The organism is Burkholderia sp. B21-005, assembly GCF_020843965.1.
GTDB lineage: Bacteria > Pseudomonadota > Gammaproteobacteria > Burkholderiales > Burkholderiaceae > Burkholderia > Burkholderia ambifaria.
On sequence record NZ_CP086302.1, the window covers coordinates 2688636 to 2711400 of the forward strand.

At 67.7% G+C, this 22765-nt stretch carries 18 protein-coding genes; 7 read left to right on the forward strand and 11 right to left on the reverse strand.

What is annotated here, in order from left to right:
• Positions 1 to 15: 15 nt before the first annotated feature.
• Genes LMA02_RS28565 through LMA02_RS28590 form a run of 6 tightly spaced genes read right to left on the reverse strand, consistent with a single transcriptional unit; the run spans position 16 to position 6270 of the window.
• Positions 16 to 1227 (reverse strand): acyl-CoA dehydrogenase family protein, encoded by a 1212-nt coding sequence (locus LMA02_RS28565; RefSeq protein ID WP_228908448.1) that lies wholly within the window; start codon positions 1225 to 1227, stop codon positions 16 to 18.
• The gene (locus LMA02_RS28570; protein ID WP_228908449.1) at positions 1224 to 2081 is read right to left on the reverse strand and encodes a hypothetical protein; all 858 of its coding nucleotides are present in this window, start codon (positions 2079 to 2081) and stop codon (positions 1224 to 1226) included. The genes LMA02_RS28565 and LMA02_RS28570 overlap by 4 nt, the downstream gene beginning before the upstream one ends.
• Before the next feature lie 56 nt (positions 2082 to 2137).
• On the reverse strand, positions 2138 to 2794 hold the full coding sequence (locus LMA02_RS28575) for a methionine ABC transporter permease (protein ID WP_006752338.1): 657 nt from the start codon (positions 2792 to 2794) through the stop codon (positions 2138 to 2140).
• Positions 2787 to 3962 carry a methionine ABC transporter ATP-binding protein gene (locus tag LMA02_RS28580; RefSeq protein WP_228908450.1) on the reverse strand — a complete coding sequence of 392 codons (1176 nt, stop codon included), beginning with the start codon at positions 3960 to 3962 and terminating at the stop codon, positions 2787 to 2789. The genes LMA02_RS28575 and LMA02_RS28580 overlap by 8 nt, the downstream gene beginning before the upstream one ends.
• 18 nt (positions 3963 to 3980) lie before the next feature.
• Positions 3981 to 5399: an LLM class flavin-dependent oxidoreductase gene (locus LMA02_RS28585; protein WP_228908451.1), complete on the reverse strand. Its 1419-nt coding sequence runs from the start codon at positions 5397 to 5399 to the stop codon at positions 3981 to 3983.
• Positions 5400 to 5409: 10 nt separating this feature from the next.
• Positions 5410 to 6270 (reverse strand): MetQ/NlpA family ABC transporter substrate-binding protein, encoded by an 861-nt coding sequence (locus LMA02_RS28590; protein ID WP_228908452.1) that lies wholly within the window; start codon positions 6268 to 6270, stop codon positions 5410 to 5412.
• Positions 6271 to 6689: 419 nt separating this feature from the next.
• Between LMA02_RS28590 and LMA02_RS28595 the strand changes: the two genes are divergently transcribed.
• The 5 genes from LMA02_RS28595 (at position 6690) to LMA02_RS28615 (ending at position 12921) form a co-directional block, all read left to right on the forward strand.
• Positions 6690 to 8054: a 2-hydroxycarboxylate transporter family protein gene (locus tag LMA02_RS28595; protein ID WP_228908453.1), complete on the forward strand. Its 1365-nt coding sequence runs from the start codon at positions 6690 to 6692 to the stop codon at positions 8052 to 8054.
• A 131-nt stretch (positions 8055 to 8185) separates the two neighbouring features.
• On the forward strand, positions 8186 to 10090 hold the full coding sequence (locus LMA02_RS28600; RefSeq protein ID WP_228908454.1) for a sensor histidine kinase: 1905 nt from the start codon (positions 8186 to 8188) through the stop codon (positions 10088 to 10090).
• Positions 10080 to 11441 carry a sigma-54-dependent transcriptional regulator gene (locus tag LMA02_RS28605; RefSeq protein ID WP_228908455.1) on the forward strand — a complete coding sequence of 454 codons (1362 nt, stop codon included), beginning with the start codon at positions 10080 to 10082 and terminating at the stop codon, positions 11439 to 11441. Before LMA02_RS28600 ends, LMA02_RS28605 begins: the two co-directional genes overlap by 11 nt.
• 25 nt (positions 11442 to 11466) lie before the next feature.
• Complete coding sequence (locus tag LMA02_RS28610; protein WP_228908456.1) at positions 11467 to 11808, forward strand: DUF3579 domain-containing protein; 342 nt, start codon at positions 11467 to 11469, stop codon at positions 11806 to 11808.
• A gap of 261 nt (positions 11809 to 12069) precedes the next feature.
• Entirely contained in the window at positions 12070 to 12921 is an 852-nt protein-coding gene (locus LMA02_RS28615) for an alpha/beta fold hydrolase (RefSeq protein ID WP_228908457.1), read from the forward strand.
• 94 nt (positions 12922 to 13015) lie between these two features.
• On the opposite strand, the gene LMA02_RS28620 is transcribed toward LMA02_RS28615, so the two are convergent.
• Positions 13016 to 13456, reverse strand: coding sequence for a PACE efflux transporter (locus LMA02_RS28620; protein WP_228908458.1), 441 nt, complete (start codon positions 13454 to 13456; stop codon positions 13016 to 13018).
• A 98-nt stretch (positions 13457 to 13554) separates the two neighbouring features.
• Here LMA02_RS28620 and LMA02_RS28625 point away from each other — a divergent pair, with 98 nt between their 5' ends.
• A complete protein-coding gene (locus LMA02_RS28625; protein WP_228908459.1) occupies positions 13555 to 14445 on the forward strand; it encodes a LysR family transcriptional regulator in 891 nt (296 codons plus the stop codon).
• A gap of 180 nt (positions 14446 to 14625) precedes the next feature.
• Here the strand turns inward: LMA02_RS28625 and opcM are convergent, their stop codons facing one another.
• From opcM to LMA02_RS28645, 4 genes are read right to left on the reverse strand one after another with little or no spacing between them, the layout of a single operon-like run.
• Positions 14626 to 16167, reverse strand: coding sequence for a multidrug efflux transporter outer membrane subunit OpcM (gene opcM, locus LMA02_RS28630; RefSeq protein WP_228908460.1), 1542 nt, complete (start codon positions 16165 to 16167; stop codon positions 14626 to 14628).
• Between the two features lie 10 nt (positions 16168 to 16177).
• A complete protein-coding gene (ceoB, locus tag LMA02_RS28635; protein WP_228908461.1) occupies positions 16178 to 19408 on the reverse strand; it encodes a multidrug efflux RND transporter permease subunit CeoB in 3231 nt (1076 codons plus the stop codon).
• A gap of 45 nt (positions 19409 to 19453) precedes the next feature.
• Positions 19454 to 20671, reverse strand: coding sequence for a multidrug efflux RND transporter periplasmic adaptor subunit CeoA (ceoA, locus tag LMA02_RS28640; protein ID WP_006750354.1), 1218 nt, complete (start codon positions 20669 to 20671; stop codon positions 19454 to 19456).
• 31 nt (positions 20672 to 20702) lie between these two features.
• Complete coding sequence (locus LMA02_RS28645) at positions 20703 to 21563, reverse strand: alpha/beta hydrolase (RefSeq protein ID WP_166721242.1); 861 nt, start codon at positions 21561 to 21563, stop codon at positions 20703 to 20705.
• Between the two features lie 174 nt (positions 21564 to 21737).
• Between LMA02_RS28645 and ceoR the strand changes: the two genes are divergently transcribed.
• Positions 21738 to 22742: a putative multidrug efflux transcriptional regulator CeoR gene (ceoR, locus tag LMA02_RS28650; protein WP_228908462.1), complete on the forward strand. Its 1005-nt coding sequence runs from the start codon at positions 21738 to 21740 to the stop codon at positions 22740 to 22742.
• Positions 22743 to 22765: the final 23 nt, after the last annotated feature.

The window sequence follows — 22765 nt, forward strand, 5'->3', positions numbered from 1 at the left end:
GATGGCTGACCGCCGTCACGTATAGAGCGACGCCTGCGGCAACTCTCCCGTCAGCGCAAACCGGCCGACGTCGCGCAGCCGATAGTCGAGCGGATCGTGCAGCGTATGCGTGCGCGCGTTGCGCCAGAAGCGATCGAGGCCGAGCGACGCGGCCGTCGCGCGTGCGCCGCACGCATCGAACAGCGCCTCGCCGTTGTCGAGCGCCGCGCGCTGCGCGACGATCTTCGCCTCCGACACGGCGAGCGCCACTTCGGCACGTTCGTCGGCCGTCAGCGCGTCGCGCCGCGCCCATGCGCGCTGCAACTCGACCGCCGCGCGGTCGGCCAGCGATCCCGCCGCCACCGCCCGCACGCGCATGTCGCCGAAACGCTGCAGCGTATAAGGATCGTCGCTCGCCTGCGCGACGCCCGAATGGATCCACGGCCGGCCATGCTTGAGCACGTAATCGCGCGCCTCGGCGAGCGCGCCTTCGGCAAGCCCGACGAACAGGTTCGTCAGCACCAGCTGTGACACCAGCGTGCGCAGCGTCGCGCGCGGCGTCGGCGGCGTTTCGGACCGGTGCAGCACGTCGTCCGGCGCGAGCGTCACGCCGTCGAAGCGCACGCTGCCGCTGTCGGTCTGACGCTGGCCGATCGGATCCCAGTCGTCGTTGACCGTGATCCCGTCACGATCGGTCGGCACCACGCCGAACACAGTGCGGCCCGTTTCCGGATCGTGCGCGGACACGGTCATCCGCTGCGAGCCGCGCGTGCCCGAGCAGAAACCCTTCACGCCGTCGAGCCGGTAGCCGCCGTCCGGCGTCGCGGTCGCCACCAGCCGCGTGTCGAGCGGGTTGACCGCATTGCCCCACCACCAGCGATGCTCGACCGTGCCGCGCAGATAGCGCTCCCGCTGGGCCGCGCTGCCCCACACGTCGACGCTCACGATCTGCAGGATCTGGAACCCGACCAGATGCGCGAGCGCACTGTCGACGCGCGCGATCTGCCGGATCGTGTCGTAGATCGCCGGCCAAGCGGATTCCTGTCCGCCGAATTCGCGCGGCACCGCGAGCGTCAGCAGGCCGGCGTCGGCGAGCCACTGCTTCTCGTCGGCCGCATGACCGCCCGCGCGGTCGCGCGCAGCCGCCGTCGCATGCAGCGAGTCGATCGCGCGCGCCAGCGCATCGGCGTCGATCGCACGTGCATCGGGATCCGGCGCAAACGTCGCCGGGCTGCGGGGATCGTTCATGCGACGGCTTCCCGTGCAAGGGGTTCATGCGCCACGACTTTGCCGGACAGCGGCACCAGCGCGCCGAGCGGGCGGCCGGTCAGCCGCGACAGGATCTCGCGCCGCCAGTCGTCGTAGATCGCGCGGTACTCGGCGATATCCGCACCGAACACATGCGCGGTATGCGCGTACTCGTCATGCAGATACCCGTCGAGCCGCGCCTGCGTTTCCTCGTCGGCCGCGATCACGCGGTCGATCAGCGCATCGCGCTCGGCGGTCGGCAGCGCCTTCAACGTGTCGAACCACCACTGGACGATCTGCACGCGATGCCACTCCTCGTCCGGGCGAATCCGGTTTTCGCCGTGCTCGCGCATCGCGCCATCCGCGATGCGGCCGGTCTTGCGCTGGATCCACAGCTTCGCGAGGATGTGCAGCTCGTAATGCCATTCGAACGCGAGGAAACCCGCGACGTCGCGCACCGCGATATCGCCGATGCGCGCCCAGTGCGCGGCGACGAGCCGCTCGACTTCCGGCAGCGGATCGCGGCCCGTCAGTTCGGTCACGCGCTCGCGGCCGATCACCGCATGCGCGCCGTCGTCGCCGAGCTGGCGCGACAGGATCAGCTGGAAATGCGGGTTGTCGCGGAACAGCGTGTCGATCGCCTTCGCGACGACCTGCACGATGAACAGGTCGTGCGACGCCATCTTCGTGTAGTAGTCGGCGACGGCGGCCAGCTCGTCTTCGCTGCGCGGCTCGCGCGGCGGCGTCGCGAGCTTGTCGGGAAAGCCGGGACGATGGCGTCGCGCGACGTCCAGGAACAGCGCTTCCTCGAATTGTCCGTTCCATTCGCGCGGTGCGCCGATGGGCAAGGTCATGGGTATCGTTCTCTCAGGGTCTGGAAAAATGAAATGAGCCGCGCTCGTGGCGCCGCTCAGGTACGCCGGGTCACGTGTCGGACCAGGCGGTCGCCCGTGATCTGCACGGCCGATACGAGTGCGATCAGGATCACGATCACGGTCGCCATCACGGTGGTGTCGAAACGCTGGTAACCGTAGCGGATCGCGAGATCGCCGAGCCCGCCCGCGCCGACCGCGCCCGCCATCGCGGTCGAGCCGATCAGCGCGACGACGGTGATCGTGAAGCCGCCGAGCATGCCGGGCAGCGCCTCGGGCAGCAGCACGTGCCACACGATGTGGCGGCGTTTCGCGCCCATCGCGAGCGCGGCCTCGATCAGCCCGCGATCGACTTCGCGCAGACTCACCTCGGCAATGCGCGCGAAAAACGGAATCGCGGCGATCGACAAGGGCACGACGGCCGCCCAGACACCGATCGTCGTGCCGATCAGCACGCGCGTGAACGGCAGCAGCGCGACGAGCAGGATGATGAACGGCGTCGAGCGGAACACGTTGACGAGCGCGCCGAGCACGGCGTTCACGCCGCGCCGCTCGTAGATGCCGCCGGGCGCGGTCGTCACGAGGATCACCGCGAGCGGAATGCCGATCAGCGCGGCGACGGCGGCCGACGCGGCGACCATCGACAGCGTGTCGCGGATCGCGTCGAGCAGTTCGGGCCACCAGAGTTCAAACATAACCGAGCACCTCCGCGTGATTCGCATGACGGCGCGCGCGCTCCAGCAACGCGGCGACCGCGCCGCCGTGTGCCAGCGACTGCCCGGGCGACGCGGCGATCACGAGGCGCCCCTGCGCATGCCCCTGGATCCGCTCGATCCCGCCATGCAGGAAACGCACCGAGCCACCGAGCGCCGCCGCGAGCGCGCCGACGTCCGGCTCGCCGCCACTTTCGCCCGTATAGCGGACGTCGAGCACGACCTGCGCGCCGTCCGGCAGCGCAGCCTGCTCGGGCAACGGCTGCACGCGCGCGGCCAGTTCGGCCGGCAGGTCATGCACGAGCGTGCTGAGCAGCGCGCGCGTCGCGCCGTGGCGCGGATCGCCGAACACGCGCCATACCGGGCCCGTTTCGACGAGCTCGCCTTGCTCGATCACCGCGACCGTGTCGCACACCGCGCGGATCACTTCCATCTCGTGCGTGATCAGCACGATCGTCAGCCCGAGGCGGCGATTGATGTCGGCGAGCAGCGCGAGGATCGACTGCGTCGTCTCGGGATCGAGCGCCGACGTCGCCTCGTCGCACAGCAGCACCTCCGGATCGTGCACCAGCGCCCGCGCGATGCCGACACGCTGCTTCTGGCCGCCCGACAGGCTCGCCGGATACGCGTCGCGCTTCGCGCCGAGCCCGACGAGATCGAGCAATGCATCGACCTTGCGCGTGCGCTCCGCTTTCGGCACGCCGGCGATCTTCAGCGGCAGCGCGACGTTCTCGAACACCGTCTTCGCCGACAGCAGGTTGAAATGCTGGAACACCATCCCGGTGCGGCGGCGCAGCGCAACGAGGCCGTCCTCGTCGAGCGCGCCGACGTCGACGCCCTGCACGCGCACGCTGCCCGAACTCGGACGTTCGAGGCCGTTCACGAGCCGCAGCAGCGTCGACTTGCCGGCGCCGCTGCGGCCGATGATCCCGAACACTTCGCCGCGCCGCACGTCGAGCGTCACGTCGCGCAGCGCAGCGGCGTGGCCGCGCGGCGTCGCGAACACCTTGCCGACGTGGACGAGCGACACGGCGGCGACGTCAGCCCGCATGGCCGCTTCCCGATGCGCGCCATGCGCGTCGCGTGCCGCTGCGCCGGCCCGCACGGCCGATGTCTCGATGAAACCCAGCGTATCGAACAGTTGCGTCATCGCTTCGCTCCATCACGTTCATGCATGCGCGGGATGCGCGGGTTCCGTTGCCGGCACGGCGGCCGGCCGGTGCTGCGCGCCCGTATGCCACGCCGGCAGCCGCGGGCCGGCGCCGAACAGCTTCTCGCGCAGCGTCGGCGCGGGATCGTAGTCTTCCTTGTAGATGCCGCGGTTCTGCAGTTCAGGCACGACCCAGTCGACGAAATCCTCGAACGACTCGGGCATCACGGTGCGCGTCAGGTTGAAACCGTCGATGCCCGTCTCGTGGATCCACGACTGCAGTTCGTCCGCGACCTGCGACGGCGAACCGACGATCGGCGCGTAGCGGCCGCCGAGCGACATCTGTTCGAGCATCCGGCGCACGGTCCACGTGCCGGTCGTGCTCTTGCGCGAGATCGCGTCGACGGCCGACTGGATCGAATCGGTCTTCACGTACGAGATCGGCTCGTCGAGCCCGTACTTCGCGAAGTCGATGCCGGTCGAACTCGCGAAATGCGCGAGGCCGGCTTCGGGGCTCGCGAAGCGCCGGTATTCGTCGAACTTCTCGCGTGCGAGAAGTTCGGTCTCGGCGGTCACGACGCTCACGCCGGCGAAAATCCTGATCGATGCCGGATCGCGGCCCTGCCGTGCGGCGGCCGCGCGGATATCGAGCGCCGCCGCGCGCGCGGCGGCCTTGCTCTGCCCGTTCACGAACACGCACTCCGCGTGCCGCCCCGCGAACTCGACGCCGCGCGCGGACGAGCCGGCCTGGTACAGCACCGGCGTGCGCTGCAGCGACGGCTCGCTCAGGTGGATCGCGTCGACCGAATAGAACGGCCCGTCGTGCTTGACGCGCCGCACCTTGCCCGGCTGCGCGAACACGCGCGCCTGCGCGTCGCGGATCACCGCATCGTCGTCCCAGCTTTGTTCCCACAGCTTGTAGACGACGTCCATGTAGTCGTCCGCGCGTTCGTAGCGGTCGTCGTGGCCGATCTGCTGCGCGAGGCCCATTCCGCGCGCGGCGCTGTCGAGATAGCCGGTCACGATGTTCCAGCCGATGCGCCCCTTCGTCAGATGGTCGAGCGTCGACATCCGGCGCGCGAACAGGTACGGCGGCTCGTAGGTCAGGTTCGCGGTCACGCCGAAGCCGAGATGCCGCGTGACCTGCGCCATCGCCGGCACGAGCAGCAGCGGATCGTTGACGGGCACCTGCACCGACTCGCGCAGCGCGGCGTCCGGCCCGCCGCCGAACACGTCGTACACGCCGACGATGTCCGCCAGAAAGATCCCGTCGAACTTGCCGCGCTCGAGCGTCCTCGCGAGATCGGCCCAGTAGTCGAGATCGGTGTAGTGCGCGGAGCGGTCGCGCGGATGCGTCCACAGCCCGTGGTTGATGTGCCCGACGCAATTCATGTTGAACGCGTTGAGCAGGATCTTCTTGCGGTTCGGCGTCGTCATTTTCCCTCCGTCACCACGCGATCGCGTAAAGCGAGCCGAACGCGTTGTCGAGCGCACGGCGCACCGCCGGTGAGTGCTGGTAGATCGCGATGAACTTGCGGATGCGCGGATCGTTCACGCTGTCGGGCCGCACGACCCACTGGATCGCGAAGCTCTTGTTCTCGGTGCCGTCGAACAGCAGCGCGCTGTTCGGGTCGGTCGTGCCGGCGAGCTTGATGAAGCTCGGGTAGCCCTGCGCGAGGTCGACGTCGTCGAGCGAGCGCGCGAGCTGCGACGCCTCGAGCGCGATGATCTTCAGGTGCTTCGGGTTGGACACGATGTCGTGCGTCGTCGCCCGGTAGTCGCTGCCCGGCTTCAGCGTGATGAGGCCCGCGCGCTGCAGCAGCAACAGCCCGCGCCCGCCGTTGACCGGATCGTTCGCGATCGCGACGCGCGCGCCGTCCTTCAGCTCGGCAAAGCTTTTCACCTTCTTCGAATAGAGGCCGATCTTCATGATCGTGCCCGGCGCGATCGACACGAAGTTGTAGCCACCCTGCTTCTTCGCGTTCTCGAGAAACGGGATGTGCTGGAAGTAGTTGACGTCGATGTCCTTGTTCGCGAGCGCCGCGTTCGGCGTATTCCAATCGGTGAACTCGACGATCCGCACGTCGAGGCCCTGCTCCTTCGCCTCCTTCGCGGCGATCTTCAGCGCTTCGATCTGCGGGCTCGTCGAGATGCCGACCTTCAGCGGCGCCGTGTCGGCGCGCGCGCCGCCCGGCAGCGCGACGGCGAGCCACGCCGCGAGCAGCGCGGCCGCCGTCAGGCGGGCCGGCAGGATGAGCCGTGCGACGCGGACGGCGCACGAGCGGGCGGAAAAAACGGCATGCGGCATGGGAACCACTCTCCTGTCCAAAGACGGTATCGACGGATGAGCGACGCCGCGGCGAACGCGCGGGCGTTCTCCGGACAGTCGTCGCATCGGAAAAGGATCAGCCGATGATAGAGAGCGGCAGGAAGGCGGTCTACGAAGCGATTGTGCGAAGAAAATCGCGCGCGGCGATATGGCGCGCAATCGGGGTCGACCTCGCGCCCGGCCGGCCGACTGGCCGAAATCTCGGCCTCCCCGCCGGACGAATTCCGAAATCTCGGCCGGCCTGGGGCGGAAACCCTTTCCACAGACGAAACAAATCCCTTATGAATCAATGCATTAAAAATATTCAGGCAGGCCGAATTTCTGGCACGGGGGTTGCGTAATAGACGGCACACGATGCCGCGAAGCAATGCAGGCATCCAACAATCAGGAGACACGTCTTGCAGACCTCTATCCATACCCCGTCCCACCCGGAACCGATTGCCGAAGCCGGCGCCGCCACGCGCGCACGCTTCTGGCCGGAAGGCTGGTGGAAGCTGATGGAAATCCGCATCGGCATCATCCCGCTGCCGGTCTACGTGATCCTGTTCGCGCTGATCGTCGGTTTCTCGGTCACGGGCAAGGTGCCGGGCGAGATCTCGATGGCGATCGCCGTGCTCGCGTTCTTCGGCTTCACGTGCGCGGAACTCGGCAAGCGCCTGCCGCTCTTGCGCAACATCGGCGCGGCCGCGATCTTCGCGACCTTCGTGCCGTCGGCGCTCACCTACTATCACGTGCTGCCCAAGCCGGTGCTGAACCTGACGGTCGAGTTCACGAAGTCGACGAACTTCCTGTACCTGTTCATCGCGTCGATCATCGTCGGCAGCATCCTGAGCATGGACCGGCGCGTGCTGATCCAGGGCTTCGTGAAGATCTTCATCCCGCTCGCCGCCGGTTCGGTCGCGGCCGCGATCGTCGGCACGGCGGTCGGTACCGCGCTCGGCCTCGGCGCGCGCCACACGCTGCTGTACATCGTCGTGCCGATCATGGCGGGCGGTGTCGGCGAAGGCGCGATTCCGCTGTCGATCGGCTATTCGGAACTGATGCACCTGCCGCAGGGCGAGATGTTCGCGATGGTGCTGCCGCCGGTGATGCTCGGCAGCCTGACCGCGATCATCCTGTCGGGCGCGCTCGACATGCTCGGCAAGCGCCTGCCGCACCTGACCGGCAACGGTCGTCTGCAGGTCGGCGAAAGCGGCGACATGGCGCCGGAAAACGAAGAGATCCGCGGTCACGTCGACGTCACGCACATCGCCGGCGCCGGCATCACGGCGATCACGCTGTATCTCGTGGGCCTGATGGCGCACAAGCTGTTCGGCCTGCCCGCGCCGGTCGCGATGCTGTTCCTCGCGGTGCTGGTGAAGCTCGCGCGCGCGGTGTCGCCGCCGCTGCAGGAAGGCGCGTTCGTCGTCTACAAATTCTTCTCGACCGCCGTCACGTATCCGCTGCTGTTCGCGATCGGCGTCGCGATGACGCCGTGGGACAAGCTGACCGCCGCCTTCACGATCGTCAACGTCGTCACGATCGTGTCGACCGTCGCGACGCTGATGGGCACCGGTTTCGTGGTCGGCCGCCTGCTGAAGATGTACCCTATCGACACCGCAATCGTGAACGCCTGCCACAGCGGACAAGGCGGCACCGGCGACGTCGCGATCCTGACCGCCGCGAACCGGATGCAGCTGATGCCGTTCGCGCAGATCGCGACGCGCATCGGCGGCGCAATCGTCGTCACGGTGACGCTGATCCTGGTCGCGCACTTCGGATAATGCACGGCCGCGCGCACCGTCGCGCAGGCTGCTTCGCACGCGCCGCCGCCGGCTCTGCCGGCGCGCGGCGCGCGTCATTGCGAAGGGCCGGTCGCGGAGGGCCGGTTGCGCGTGACCGGTTGCAGGCTTCGATGAGGGCGAACGTGCAGAAGAGCTTCAAGGGAATCCCGTGGTGGGGGTGGGCGTCGGCCGCCGTACTGTATGTCGGCGTGGCGGGCGCGGCCGTCGATTTCGCGTGGGAACGCGCGATCGACGCGCTGGAGGAAACCGGCGCGCACCGGCTCGACCTGTATGCGTCGAGCCTGAAGAGCGAACTCGGCCGCTTCGAGATCCTGCCCGGCCTGGTTGCCCGCCAGGACGGCGTGCGCGCGCTGCTGAAGGCCGCGCCGCAAGACCGGCCCGCGCTCGCCCACACGGTGAACACGTACCTCGAAGCCGTGAACCGCGACGCGGGCAGCGGCGCCGTCGACGTGATCGACCTGCGCGGCGAAGTGATCGCCGCCAGCAACTGGAACGAGACGATCAGCTTCGTCGGCACGAACGTGTCGTACCGGCCGTACTTCAAGGACGCCCTCGCGCACGGCAGCGGCCGCTTCTTCGGGATCGGCACCAACACCGGCGTGCCGGGCGTCTACTTCGCGAGCGCGGTGCGCGACGACGGCGTGCCGATCGGCGCGGCGGCCGTGAAGATCAGCGTCGACACGCTCGAATCCGCATGGCGCGCGCCGGGCGTCGCGGCGCTGGTGGTCGACGGCAACGGCGTGGTCGTGATCTCGACCGAGCCGGCGTGGAAATTCACCGCGCTGCGCCCGATCACCGCGCAGCAGCAGCGCGACATCCAGGCGTCGCGGCAATACGCGGGCCGCACGGTCGACGTGCTGCCGTACCGCCACATCGGCGACCGCAGCGCCGCCGCGTGGTTCGGCACGTTTCCCGATCCGCGTCACGCCGGCCGCAACACGCGCTATCTCGTGATGTCGCGCCCCGCCCCGCAGGCCGGCGATTCGCTGATGGTGCTGCTGGACATCGCCAGCGCGCGGCGCCAGCAGCAGACCGCGTTCGTGTTCGTCACCGGCGTGTTCCTGATCGCCGCGCTGCTGGTCGGCTACGCGATCCAGCGCCGCCGGGCGATCGTCGCGCGGCTGAACGCGCAGGACGCGCTGCGCCGCGCGAACGACCGGCTCGAGCTGACCGTCGCGCAACGCACCGCCGCGCTGACGGCCGCGAACGAGCGGATGCAGCGCGAGATCGTCGAACGCGAACGCACCGAGCAGCGGCTGCGCGATTCGCAGCAGGAAGTCGTGCACGCGGGCAAGCTCGCGGTGCTCGGGCAGATGGCCGCCGGCCTCACGCACGAGCTGAACCAGCCGCTCGTGGCAATCCGCACGCTGTGCGACAACGCGCGCACGTTCTTCGAGCGCGGCCAGCCGGCGCCGGCATATGCCAATCTCGAACGGATCGGCAAGCTGGTCGACAGCATGGCGGTGCTCACCGGCGAGCTTAAGACCTTCGCGCGCAAGCCCGACGTCGAGCGCGTCGCCGTGTCGCTGACCGAGGCCGTCGCGCATGCGCGGTTCATCTACGATGCGCGGATCCGCGACGAAGGCGTGCAGCTCGACGTGAACATCGCGCCCGGCACGACGGTGTCCGCCGAATCGAGCCAGTTGCAGCAGGTGATCGTGAACCTGCTCGGCAACGCACTCGATGCGGTGCACGACGCGCCCGTGCGGCGGATCGTCATCGAAGCCGCCAAAGTGGACGATGCGAACGATGAGGACGAAGCCGGCCGCGTGCGCTTCACCGTCGCCGACAGCGGTGCCGGCATCGCGCCCGACGTGCTGCCGCACCTGTTCGAGCCGTTCGTCACCACCAAGCCGCGCGGCCAGGGCCTCGGGCTCGGCCTCGCGATCACGTCGCGCATCGTCGAGGCGTTCGGCGCGAAGATCGCCGCGACGAACCGCGACGCAGGCGGCGCGCAGTTCACCATCGAATTCGCGGCGGCGACGCCGCAACAAAGGACAGAGCATGGAAGATGAGATTCGCGTGCTGGTCGTCGAGGACGATGAAAACGTCCGGATCGGCGTCGAGCAGGCCGTCGCGCTCGCCGGGTTCCCGGTCGACGCCTTCGCGTCGGCCGCCGACGCGCTCGCGCACGTCGCGCCCGGCGCGCCCCTCGTGATCGTGTCGGACGTGCGGATGCCGGGCATCGACGGGCTGCAGCTGCTCGAACGCGTGATGGCCGTCGATGCGCAGATCCCGGTCGTGCTGATCAGCGGCCACGCCGACATTTCGACGGCCGTCGGCGCGATGCACGACGGCGCGTACGACTTCATCGAGAAGCCGTTCTCGTCGGACGTGATCGCCGGCCGCGTCGCGCGCGCGGTCGAGAAGCGCCGGCTCACGCTGGAGGTGCAGGGGCTGCGCGCGGCGCTCAACAACTGGCAAGGCATCGAGGCATTCGTGCTCGGCAAGTCGCCCGCGATGGCCGACGTGCGCAAGAAGATCCTGCGCCTCGCCGATACGTCGGTGTCGGTGCTGATCACCGGCGAGACGGGCACCGGCAAGGAACTGATCGCGCGCAGCCTGCACGACTTCGGCGGTCGGCGCGACGCGCATTTCGTCGCGCTGAACTGCGGCGGGCTGCCCGAGCAGATCTTCGAGAGCGAGCTGTTCGGCCATGAGGCCGGCGCATTCACCGGCGCGATCAAGAAGCGCATCGGCAAGATCGAATGGGCGCACGGCGGCACGCTGTTCCTCGACGAGATCGAGACGATGCCGATTCCGCTGCAGATCAAGATGCTGCGCGTGCTGCAGGAGCGCGTGGTGGAACGGCTCGGCGCGAACGAGCTGATTCCGGTCGACTGCCGCGTCGTCGCCGCGTCGAAGGCCGATCTCGCCGAGCTCGCGGCCGACGGACGCTTTCGCGCGGACTTGCTGTATCGGCTCAACGTCGCGCAGATCGAGCTGCCGCCGCTGCGCGAACGGCGCGAGGACGTGCCGCTGCTGTTCGAGCATTTCGTGCTCGCGGCCGCGCGTCGCTTCGGGCAGCCGGCACCCGTCGTCACGGGTGCGCAGGTGTCCGAACTGATGACGCATGCGTGGCCCGGCAACGTGCGCGAACTGCAGAACGTGGCCGACCGCTTCGTGCTCGGCCTGACCGGCGACAGCCTGCTGTCGTCCGGCAGCGCGCCCACGGCGGGCGGCACGCTCGCGGAGCAGCTCGCGTATTTCGAGCGGATGCTGATCGAGGACATGCTGCGGCGTCACAACGGCAACGTCGCGGACGCCAGCGTTGCACTCGGCATGCCGAAGAAGACGCTTTATCACAAGCTGCGCAACCTGCGGATTCCCGCGCGCGGCGACGCGGCGGCCGACGGCGGCGAATGACGCGAACGAGGAAACGCACAACGGCATGGATTGCATCGACATCACCGAACGCGGCCGCATCATTGGCCAAACCCGCGGCCACCTGATCCGCGGCATCACCCGCGCGCAGAAAACCTTCCGCCCGAGCGACTGGCCCGAACGGCTCGCGGGCGTCATCACGCTGTTCGTCGGCGAGCGGCGACCCGGCTATCCGTGCGCGTTGTCGCGGCTCGCGATGCCGGTCGTCGACGGCGGCGCCAAATGCCTGTTCGTGTCCGACGAATTGCGCACCGTCTGTGCCGATGCATTCGACTTCGCGATGCAGTTCGCCGCCGACAACGATCTGCCCGTCGAGCTTCAGACCGCGCCCGCGCTGGCGGTGCGGTGATGTGGGGGCCGCGTTCGGCGGCCTTTCCCCTTTTTCCTTCTCCCCCGCCGATGCACGTGTGCGCAGACGTTCGCACGCGAGTTCGGCGGCGAAACGAATCGTCAGATGATTGAAAGCCTCGACACCTCCCCACGCTGCGACAAGGGTTTCCAGCGCAGCCATCAATAAAATTGATCGTCACGATGAAAATTATGCGTTTTCCTTGCAGGTCGCCGTGATGCATAGTTGCGTCGTGTTGACGCACCTTTGAGTCTTTCAGCCATGAACATGCGAATCGAGCCTTCGGTGCTCGCGAACCCCGACCTGCAATTTGCGACGCTTTCGTCGGGCATCAGCCTGCCGTATGTCGAGCGGGGCAGCGGCGCGCCGATGGTGTTCGTGCACGGATCGTTGTGCGACTACCGCTACTGGGATCCGCAACTCGCATCGCTGTCGGCACACTACCGCTGCATCGCGCCGAGCCTGAGCCACTACTGGCCGGCCGTCGAAGCGGGCATCCAGGACGAGTTCAGCTGGCAGAACCACGTCGACGAGCTCGCCGAATTCATCGACGCACTCGATCTCGGCCCCGTGCATCTCGTCGGCCATTCGCGTGGCGGCAGCGTCGCGTTCAACGTCGCGCGCCAGCATCCGCACCTCGTCGAGTCGCTCACGCTCGCCGATCCGGGCGGTCCGCTGCAACAGCCGGGCGTGCGCGAAGCCGCGCTGCCGGCCACCGCGATCGCGCTGCGCACGAAGGCCGTGAACCTGATCGGTCAAGGTGAAGTGGAAGCCGGCCTCGAGATGTTCGTCGACTCGGTGAGCCTGCCGGGCGCATGGAAGAAGAGCACGTCGCGCTTTCGCACGATGGCGATCGACAACGCAAGCACGCTGCCGAAGCAGCTGCGCGATCCGCTGCCTGCGTATTCGCAGCATGCGGCGTCGGATATCGCGTGCCGCACGCTGCTGATCGATGGCCAGCGCAGCCCGAAGATGTTCCGCAACAACGTCGACACGCTGTCGCAGTGGATCGGCGATGCGCAACGGCAGACCGTCGCCGGTGCGTCGCACGGGATGAACGCGGCAAGCCCCGCGGTGTTCAACCGTTTCGTGCACGAGTTCGTCGCCGCGTAACGCGCTCGGGCGGCATTCGTTCCGCCCACTGCTCCCCTTCTCTTTCGACGCGAAACGACGCGGGCCGCCCCGCGTCGCTACGTCATCCCGTGCGTCACGCGACCGCTTCAGGTTTGCGCGTCACCGCATCCGGCAATCCGAACACGCTGTCGAACGACCAGTTGTACGCGAACGTGAAGATCGGGAAGAACACGATCAGCACCGCGTCGTACAGGAACGCCTGCAGCAGCGACACGTCGAGCCACCACGCGATCAGCGGAATCAGGAACGTCACGAGCGCGATCTGGAATCCGATCGCATGCACGACGCGCCGCCCGACGCTGCGCGTGGTTTCCGCACGCCGCCGCTCCCACGCCTCGAACCCGAAGTTGTAGAGGAAATTGACGGTGACGCCCGTCGTCGAGATCATCACGCCGAGCAGGCCGCTCGTCGTCGCGCTCGCGCCGCTCAGCATGCCGAGCACCGACGACGCGACGAGGATGCCGAGCACCTCGAACATCACGACGTAGACTATGCGTCTCTTCCATCCTTGCATGACCCATCACCTTCGTATCGAACCAGGTGGCGAGACTACAGCGGGCACTTCGCCCGCAAAAGTCAGGTCCTTTCAATTTTTCTGACAGGAGGCCGCACGTGCTGACCAGCGACCACATCGACATGCTGCTGACCGTCATCGACAAGGGCTCGTTCTCGGCAGCCGCGCGTGCGCTCGGTCGCACGCCGTCGGCCGTCAGCATGGCGATCGCGAATCTCGAGGCCGAGCTGGACCTCGTGCTGTTCGATCGCGGCACGCGCGAGCCGACGCCGACCGCCGCGATGGCCGCGCTGCTGCCCGATGCGCGGTCGATCGCCGAACGGCTGCAGGCGCTGCGCGCGCATGCGCAGCATCTGTCGGAAGGCGTCGAGGACACGCTGCGGCTCGGGCTCGCGGCGGAACTCGACGGCGCACCCGTTGCGCGCGCGCTGACCGCCGTCGCCGCGAAGTATCCGGCGCTCGCGATCAGCATCGTCACCGCGCCGCAGGACGCGATCGTCGACGCGCTGCATCGCGGCGCCGTCGATCTGTGCGTCGCGTACGGCGGGCTCGATCTTCATCCGCAGGAACAGATCCACGCGCTGTGGACCGAGACGCTGATCGCCGTCGCGGCGCCGGGACATCCGGCGATCGCAGAAGCCGCGCAGCCGGAGGCGATCGAGCGGTTGTCCGGTTTCCGGCAGATCGTGATCGCCGATCCGGAACGGCCGCTCACCGACGTGCGGCCGGTGATCGGCAATCGCACGTGGAAAGTGACCGACATGGCGACCGCGATCGCGTTGGTCAAGGCCGGCCACGGCTGGGCCAACCTGCCCGAATCGACGATCGGCCGATACGTCGACGACGGCGAGCTTGCGCCGCTCGTGTTCGCGAATATCCGCAACGGGCTACTGCTGCCGGTGTATCTGCGTCGGCCGAAGCACACGGGGCTTGGCAAGGCGGCGAGCGAGCTGGTGCGGGCGTTGCGGGCTGAAGGCCACGCAGCCTGACCGGGGCGTACGGCGGGACGCCGCCGGGCGCCCCCGTTCGGAGGTGCTGGATGGGCTCGACCGTTAGTTGCGGTATAAGCCGGCGCACCATGAAAAAACCCCGGTCACGCAGGCCTGAGCCTGCATGCCGGGGTTTTTCGATTCGCGGCCGACGAGCGACGAATCGCCCGCCGTTCACGCTCAGCGCGCCGCCACCTTCGCCTTGCCCGTCGCCGCATCGCCAACGGCGGCCGGTGCCGGCGCCGCACCCCACCCGCCGCCCAGCGCGCGAATCAGGTTCACGGTCGACACGGCCTGCGCACCGGTCAGCTGGTTCGCCTGCAATTGCGACTGCAGCACCGACCGCTCGCTGTCGATCACGTCGAGATAGGCGACTTCGCCTTCCTGATACTGCGTCCGCGACAGCGTCGCCGCACGGCGCGACGCGTTGACGGCCGCATCCTGCGCGCGAATCTGGTCGTCGAGCAGACGCAGATCGGCGAGATTGTCCTCGACCTCGCGGAACGCGACGAGCACCTGCTGCCGGTAGTTCGCGACCTGCTCATCGTATTGCGCGCGCGCCTGCTGCACGCCGGCCGCACGCCGCCCGCCGTCGAACAGCGGCAGCGTCAGCGCGGTACCGGCGAAGGGGCCGAGCAGGAACGTGCGGCTCGACCACAGGAACAGGTTGCCGAGCGTCGACGCCTCATACCCGAACGCGCCCGTGATATCGAGCTTCGGGAAATACGCCGACTTCGCCAGGCCGATCCGCGCGTTCGCCGCCGCCATCGCGCGCTCGGCCGCCGACACGTCCGGGCGCCGTTCGAGCAGCGCGGACGGCAGTCCCGCCGGGACCTTCACCGCGACCGGCACGATCGGCGTTTCCTTGAACGCGAAGTCCGCGGGCGCCTTGCCGAGCAGGATCGCGAGCGCATGCTCGGACGCCGCACGCCGGCGCGCGACGCCGACCGCATCGGCCTGCGCGGTCGCCAGTTCGTTCTTCGCGCGCGACACGTCGAGCTCGCTGATGTCGCCTTCGTTGAAGCGACGCTGCACGAGCTTCAGCGCCTGGTCGCGCAACTCGACCGTGCGGCGGTACAGGTCCTGATCCGAGTCGAGCTGGCGCAGTTCGAAGTAGTTCTGCGCGACGTCCGCCTGCAGCGCGAGCTGCACCGAGCGGAACAGCGCTTCGCTCTGTGCCTGGTCGGCACGCGACGCCTCGACGTTGCGGCTCACTCGGCCGAACAGGTCGGCCTCGTAGGACACCGTGCCCTGTGCGCGCCACAGCGTCGCGTTGGTCGGGCCCGTGCCCTGCGGCTGAAGCTGCGATGCCGACGACAGCCCCTCGCGCGTCGGCCCGAACCCGGCGCCGACCTGCGGGAACCACTGCGAGCGCGCGGTGCGGGTCGCCGCACGCGCTTCCTCGACGCGCGCCGCCGCGGCCTTCAGGTTCTGGTTCGCAGCGAGCGCCTGCGACTCGAGCGAGTCGAGCACCGGATCGCCGAACACCTTCCACCATTCGCCGCGATGCTCGCCGTCCGCCGGTTCGGCGGTCTTCCACGTGCCGGCCTGTTCGCCGGCCGCGAGCGTCGGCGCTTCCTTGAACGCCGCGGGCGTCGACACGTCCGGGCGCTTGTAGTCCGGGCCCACCGCGCACGCGGCGAGCAGCGTCGCGAGCAGGGTGCTCGCGGCCGCCACCTTCGCGAAGCGCATCAGGCCATTCGAGTTGTACATGTTATCCATCTTGTTGTCCTCAAGCATCCGTAGCCGGCACGCCCGTAGCCGGCACGCCCGAACCCGACGCGCCCGACGGCGACACGCCATAGCCGGCCGAGTCCTTGCCGGCGACGTGGATCTTGCCGCCCGCGAGCGTGCGCAGCACCACGTAGAACACCGGCGTCAGCATCAGGCCGAACAGCGTCACGCCGAGCATCCCGAAGAACACCGCGATACCCATCGCATGCCGCATCTCCGAGCCCGCACCCGTCGACGTGACGAGCGGCACGACGCCCATGATGAATGCGATCGACGTCATCAGGATCGGGCGCAGCCGCAGCCGGCTCGCCTCGATCGCGGCCTCGAGCGGCGTCCTGCCGTCATGCTCCAGTTCGCGTGCGAATTCGACGATCAGGATCGCGTTCTTCGCCGACAGCCCCACCAGCACCATCAAGCCGATCTGCGTGAAGATGTTGTTGTCGCCCTGCGTGAGCCACACGCCCGTGAGTGCCGACAGAATGCTCATCGGCACGATCAGGATCACCGCGAGCGGCAGCGTCAGGCTTTCATACAGCGCGGCGAGCACCAGGAACACGAGCAGCACGCTGATCGGGAACACCCACATCGCCGAATCGCCCGCAAGAATCTGCTGGTACGTGAGGTCGGTCCACTCGAACCGCACGCCGCGCGGCAGCGTTTCATGCGCGATGCGCTCGACCGCGGCCTGCGCCTGACCCGACGAGAAGCCCGGCGCCGGGCCGCCGTTGATGTCGGCTGCCGTGTAGCCGTTGTAGCGCACGACCATTTCCGGGCCGAACGTCGGCGTCACCGTGACGAGCGACGACAGCGGCACCATCTCGCCCTTGTCGTTGCGCGTCTTCAGCTGCAGGATGTCGTCCGCGCGCTGACGGAACGGCGCATCGGCCTGCACGCGCACCTGGTACACGCGCCCGAAGCGGTTGAAGTCGTTCACGTACAGCGAGCCGAGATACACCTGCATCGTGTTGAACACGTCGGTGACCGGCACGCCGAGCTGCTTCGCCTTCACGCGGTCGAGATCGACGTTGAGCTGCGGCACGTTGATCTGGTAGCTCGTAAACAACGGGCCCAGTTCCGGCGCCTGCTGCGCGCGCTTGATGAAGTCGTTGGTTGCGTCCGACAGCTTCGCGTAGCCGACCGCGCCACGATCCTCGATCTGCATCTTGAACCCGCCGAGCGTACCGAGGCCGAGCACCGGCGGCGGCGGGAACACCGCGACGAACGAGTCTTTCATCGCGCTGTATTGCTGGTTCAGCGCACCCGCGATCGCGCCGGCCGACAGCGCCTTGCCGTGCCGTTCCGAGAACGGCTTGAGCGTGACGAACACGATGCCCGCGCTCGAGCTGTTCGTGAAGCCGTTCACCGACAGCCCCGGGAACGCGACCGCGCTCTCGACGCCCGGCTGCTTCAGCGCGATCGAACCCATGTCGCGGATCACCTTCTCGGTGCGGTCGAGCGACGCGCCGTTCGGCAGCTGCGCGAACGCGATCAGGTATTCCTTGTCCTGCGCGGGCACGAAACCGCCCGGCACGATCTTCGACACCAGCACGGTCGCGCCCACCAGCACGAGGTACACGCCGAGCATCAGCGTCTTGCGCGACAGCACGCCGCGCACGCCGCGGCCGTAGTTCTCCGCGCCGCGATGGAACACCTTGTTGAAGCGCTTGAAGAAACCGCCGAGCACGCGGTTCATCACGCGCGTGAGCCAGTCCTCCTTGTCGCCATGCCCCTTCAGCAGGATCGCGGACAGCGCCGGCGACAGCGTCAGCGAGTTGAACGCCGAGATCACCGTCGAGATCGCGATCGTCATCGCGAACTGCTTGTAGAACTGGCCGGTCAGGCCCGACATGAACGCGAGCGGCACGAACACGGCGACGAGCGTCAGCGCGATCGCGATGATCGGCCCGCTCACTTCCTGCATCGCCTTGTAGGTCGCCTGCCGCGCGTTCATCCCGCTTTCGATGTTGCGCTCGACGTTCTCGACCACCACGATCGCATCGTCGACCACGATACCGATCGCGAGCACCATCCCGAACAGCGACAACGCGTTGATCGAATAGCCGAAGCCGAGCAGCAGCGAGAACGTGCCGATGATCGACACCGGCACCGCGATCAGCGGAATCAGCGACGCGCGCCAGGTCTGCAGGAACACGATCACGACGATCACGACCAGCGCGATCGCTTCGAGCAGCGTATGCACGACGGCCTTGATCGACGAACGCACGAACTGCGTCGGGTCATAGACGATCTTGTAGTCGATGCCGGCCGGCATGTCCTGCTTCAGCTCGGCCATCGTCTTGCGCACTTCGTCGGAGATCTGCAGCGAGTTCGCGCCCGGCGACTGATTGATCGCCATCGCGACGGCCGGCTTGTTGTCGAGCAGCGAGCGCAGCCCGTACTCGGACGCGTCGAGTTCGATGCGCGCGATGTCGCGCAGGTGCGTGACGCCGCCGTCCGGCGTCGTCTTCACGACGATGTCGCCGAACTCGTCTTCCGTCTGCAGACGGCCGCGCGCGTTCACCGACAGCTGCAGCGGCGTGCCCGGCAACGACGGCGACGCGCCGATCACGCCGGCCGCGACCTGCACGTTCTGCTCGCGGATCGACTGCACGACGTCCTCGGCGGACAGCCCGCGCTGCGCGACCTTCTGCGGATCGAGCCACACGCGCATCGCGTAGTCGCCCGAACCCCACAGCTGCACCTGGCCGACGCCCTGGATCCGCGACAGGCGATCCTTCACGTTGATCAGCGCGTAGTTGCGCAGGTAGGTCATGTCATAGCGGTTGTCCGGCGAGATCAGGTGGACCACCATGGTCAACGTCGGCGAGCTCTTCACCGTGGTGATGCCGAGCCGCTGCACGTCTTCCGGCAGGCGCGGCAGCGCCTGGTTCACGCGGTTCTGCACGAGCTGCGTGGCCTTGTCCGGATCGGTGCCGAGCTTGAACGTGACGGTGATCGTCATGTTGCCGTCGCTGTTCGCCTGCGACTGCATGTAGAGCATGTCCTCGACGCCGTTGATCTGCTCTTCCAGCGGCGACGCGACCGTCTCGGCGATCACTTTCGGGTTCGCGCCCGGGTATTGCGCCTTCACGATCACGGAAGGCGGCACGACTTCCGGATATTCCGAAATCGGCAGCAGGAACATCGCGATCACCCCGCCGAGCAGGATGATCACCGATAGGACTCCTGCAAAGATCGGCCGGTCGATAAAGAATTTGGAAATGTTCATGGGTTGCTCTGTCTGGTTGAACGCGGAAACGAAGCGGCGGGCCGCTTACGAATCCGCCTTCGCCGGTGCGGCCGGCTTCGCGGTGCTCGCGAGCGGCGCGGACGGCGCATCGCCGCCCGTCATCGGGACCATGTGCGGCTTCACCTGCTCGCCGGGTCGGACACGCTGCGTGCCGTTCACGACCACGCGGTCGCCGGCGGAAAGTCCGCTCACGATGACGCGACGATTGCCGTGCTGCATCCCCTGCTGCACTTCGCGATACGACACGCGGCCCTGCTGGTCGACGACGAACACGAACTTCTTGTCCTGGTCCGTGTTGATCGCCGCGTCGTCCACGAGCAGTGCCTGGTGCGGCGCGCTGCCGCCCACCTTCACGCGCGCGTAAAGGCCTGGCACGAGTGCGCCGTCCGCATTGTCGAAGCGTGCGCGCACGCGGATCGTCCCGGACGACGTGTCGAGCCGGTTGTCGACCGAATCGATCTCGCCGCTGCGCGAGTAGCCGGTTTCGTTCGCGAGACCGAGCTCGACCGGCACCTTGCGGCCGTTACGCGCGCCGTTGATGTATTGCAGGTAGGTCTGCTCGTCCGCGTCGAATGATGCGTAGATCGGCGACACCGACACCAGCGTCGTCAGCGGGGCGGCCGACGCGCCGGCCGACACGACGTTGCCGAGCGTGATTTCCGCGCGCGACACGCGGCCCGAGACCGGCGCCGTGATCCGCGTATAGCCGAGGTTGATGCGTGCCGTTTCCAGCGCGGCTTCAGCGGCCTTCAGGTTCGCGCTCGCCTCGCGCGCGGCGTTCTGCTTCTCGTCGTAGTCGCGCTTGGCGATCGCGTTGTCGCCGATCAGCCGCTGCGCGCGCTGCCAGTCGCTCTGCGCGTAGCCGTTGCGTGCCTGCGCGCCGGCGAGCTGTGCCGCGGCACGGTCGACTTCCGCCTGGTACGGACGCGGATCGATCACGAACAGCACGTCGCCTTTCTTCACGAGCGCGCCGTCCTTGAAGTTCACCGCGACGATCGTGCCCGACACCTGCGGGCGCACGTCGACTTTCTCGACCGCCTCGAGGCGGCCCGAATAGCTTTGCCAGTCGGTGACGGTCTGCGGCACGACGGTCGCGACGTCGACTTCGGGCAGCGGCGCCGCCGCTTTTTCGGGCGCGTTCGCGCTCACGCGCATCGCGCCGAACGTGCCGAGGCCGACGACAGCGAGCGTCACGATCGCCGCGGTGGCGATTCGGGAACGGGAGGTGCGTAGGATGGCCATGTGGATCTCCAGTAAGCGTGGATTGGTCTGGTTATTCGGAACGGTTCGGCTGGCGCGCCTGGAAGCGGCACTGGAAGAAGCGCACGGCTTCCTCGAGCGCGGCTTCGTGCGTCGCGAGCGCCGCGTGCGTGACGTCCGGGTAGCGGATCACCTGCGTGAGCACGCCCGATGAAATCAGGCAGCCCGCATATTTCTCCGCTTCGACGTGCAGCACGTCGTTCTGCGCGGTGACGACGAGCGTCGGCGGCAGGCCCGCGAGGCGCACCGATTCGAGCGGCGCCGCATACGGGTGCATGCGCTGCGCCGCCTGCGGCAGATAGGCGCGATAACAGGCCGCGCATTCGCGCGCGGTGATGTCGGATGACAGGCGTTCGGCGTCGCCGATGCGCGTCATGCTCGGGTCGAGCATCGGCCCGAACAGCGCCTGCGCGGCGATCGACACTTCGCCGCGATCGCGCGCGATGAACGCGAGACAGTTCGCGAGCTGGCCGCCCGCGTCGTGCCCCGCGACGCCGATCTTCTTCGGATTGCCGCCGAACGCGCGGGCGCGCGTCGCGGCCCACACGGCGGCGCGATACGCATCCTCCGGCGCGGCCGGAAAAGGAAAGGCCGGCGCGAGCGAATAATCGACCGACACTACGAGAGCTGGTAAGCGTTCTGCTAAAAAGCGCGCGGCGAAGTCGGCGTCGTCGAGCGAGCCGCGCACGAAACCGCCGCCGTGGAAGTAAAGCACTACCGGCAGTCCGGTCTTGTCCGCGCGCCGATAGAGGCGCAGCACGATGTCCTGCGCGTAGCCGGGGATTTCCACCTCCGCGACCGTCAGTGCCGCGCCGGCTCTGGCTTCGGCGGGCAATGCGGCTTTCAGGAATTTGCTGAATTCAGAAGCGTCCATGACGATGCAGGATCCATTTCGAGATGGAACGAATTCTGGGTCCGGCAGACATTGGGATAAATGCCTATAATCCGGCAACACAATTCAACACCCCCGAACAATCCCAGGCTGCGTTTACCCACGAGGTAGCGCAGCCTTGTTGTTCCGGTGGCTCATTAGATTGCGGAGGTTGTGATGGACCGGCTTCAGGCCATGCAGGTGTTTACTCGCGTCGTCGATACAAGCAGCTTCACCAAGGCAGCAGAAACGCTCAGCCTGCCGCGGGCGTCCGTCACGACGATCATCCAGAATCTCGAAGCTTTCCTCGGCGTGCGCCTGATGCACCGGACCACACGCCGGCTGTCGCTCACGCCGGACGGCGCCGCGTACTACGAAAGGTGCGTGCGGATCCTCGCCGATGTCGAGGAAACCGAAGCAAGCTTCCAGGCGAACAACCGCAAGCCGCACGGAAAGTTGCGTATCGACATGCCGGGCTCGATCGGGCGGCTGCTCGTGATCCCGTCACTGTGCGAATTCCATACGCGCTACCCGGACATCGATCTGCAGCTCGGCCTGTCCGACCGGCCGGTCGACCTGCTGCAGGAAGGCGTCGACTGCGTGATCCGCGTCGGTGCGCTGCAGGACTCGTCGCTCGTCGCGCGCCGCGTCGGCCTGTTCGAATGCGTTTCGGTCGCGGCACCCGCGTATCTGGAGAAGTACGGCGAACCGCAGACGATCGAGGACCTGAGCGATCACAAGGCCGTCAATTACTTCTCGAGCCGCACCGGCCGCACGATCGACTGGGCGTTCCTGACCGACGGCAAGGAAGTCGAGGTCAAGATGAACGCGATCGTGTCGGTCAACGACGCCGACGCGTACGTGACGTGCGGGCTCGAAGGCTTCGGGCTGGTCCAGCCGCCGCTGTTCATGGTGCTGCCGCACCTGCGCGACGGCCGGCTCAAGGAAGTGCTGCCCGGCCTGAAGCCGCTGCCGATGCCGATCTCGGTCGTGTATCCGCACAGCCGGCACCTGTCGCCGAAGGTGCGCGTGTTCGTCGACTGGATCGCCGAAGTGTTCGACCGCTGCCCGCTGCTGAGCGGCAAGGGCAGCCTCGACGCGACGTGCAGCAAGCGCACGTTCGAGGAAGCCGAGCGCGCGCCGGTGCTCGACACGCCGGTCATCAACGAGTGGGTCGCGTAAAGGGCAACGGCGGGGCAAGCGCT

Coding starts and splice junctions, on each gene's coding strand:
- LMA02_RS28620 (WP_228908458.1), bottom strand. CDS start 13,456: ATGCAAGGATGGAAGAGACGCATAGTCTACGTCGTGATGTTCGAGGTG.
- LMA02_RS28605 (WP_228908455.1), top strand. CDS start 10,080: ATGGAAGATGAGATTCGCGTGCTGGTCGTCGAGGACGATGAAAACGTC.
- LMA02_RS28570 (WP_228908449.1), bottom strand. CDS start 2,081: ATGACCTTGCCCATCGGCGCACCGCGCGAATGGAACGGACAATTCGAG.
- ceoR (WP_228908462.1), top strand. CDS start 21,738: ATGGACCGGCTTCAGGCCATGCAGGTGTTTACTCGCGTCGTCGATACA.
- LMA02_RS28590 (WP_228908452.1), bottom strand. CDS start 6,270: ATGCCGCATGCCGTTTTTTCCGCCCGCTCGTGCGCCGTCCGCGTCGCA.
- opcM (WP_228908460.1), bottom strand. CDS start 16,167: ATGGATAACATGTACAACTCGAATGGCCTGATGCGCTTCGCGAAGGTG.
- LMA02_RS28585 (WP_228908451.1), bottom strand. CDS start 5,399: ATGACGACGCCGAACCGCAAGAAGATCCTGCTCAACGCGTTCAACATG.
- LMA02_RS28580 (WP_228908450.1), bottom strand. CDS start 3,962: ATGACGCAACTGTTCGATACGCTGGGTTTCATCGAGACATCGGCCGTG.
- LMA02_RS28575 (WP_006752338.1), bottom strand. CDS start 2,794: ATGTTTGAACTCTGGTGGCCCGAACTGCTCGACGCGATCCGCGACACG.
- LMA02_RS28565 (WP_228908448.1), bottom strand. CDS start 1,227: ATGAACGATCCCCGCAGCCCGGCGACGTTTGCGCCGGATCCCGATGCA.
- ceoA (WP_006750354.1), bottom strand. CDS start 20,671: ATGGCCATCCTACGCACCTCCCGTTCCCGAATCGCCACCGCGGCGATC.
- ceoB (WP_228908461.1), bottom strand. CDS start 19,408: ATGAACATTTCCAAATTCTTTATCGACCGGCCGATCTTTGCAGGAGTC.
- LMA02_RS28610 (WP_228908456.1), top strand. CDS start 11,467: ATGGATTGCATCGACATCACCGAACGCGGCCGCATCATTGGCCAAACC.
- LMA02_RS28615 (WP_228908457.1), top strand. CDS start 12,070: ATGAACATGCGAATCGAGCCTTCGGTGCTCGCGAACCCCGACCTGCAA.
- LMA02_RS28645 (WP_166721242.1), bottom strand. CDS start 21,563: ATGGACGCTTCTGAATTCAGCAAATTCCTGAAAGCCGCATTGCCCGCC.
- LMA02_RS28600 (WP_228908454.1), top strand. CDS start 8,186: ATGAGGGCGAACGTGCAGAAGAGCTTCAAGGGAATCCCGTGGTGGGGG.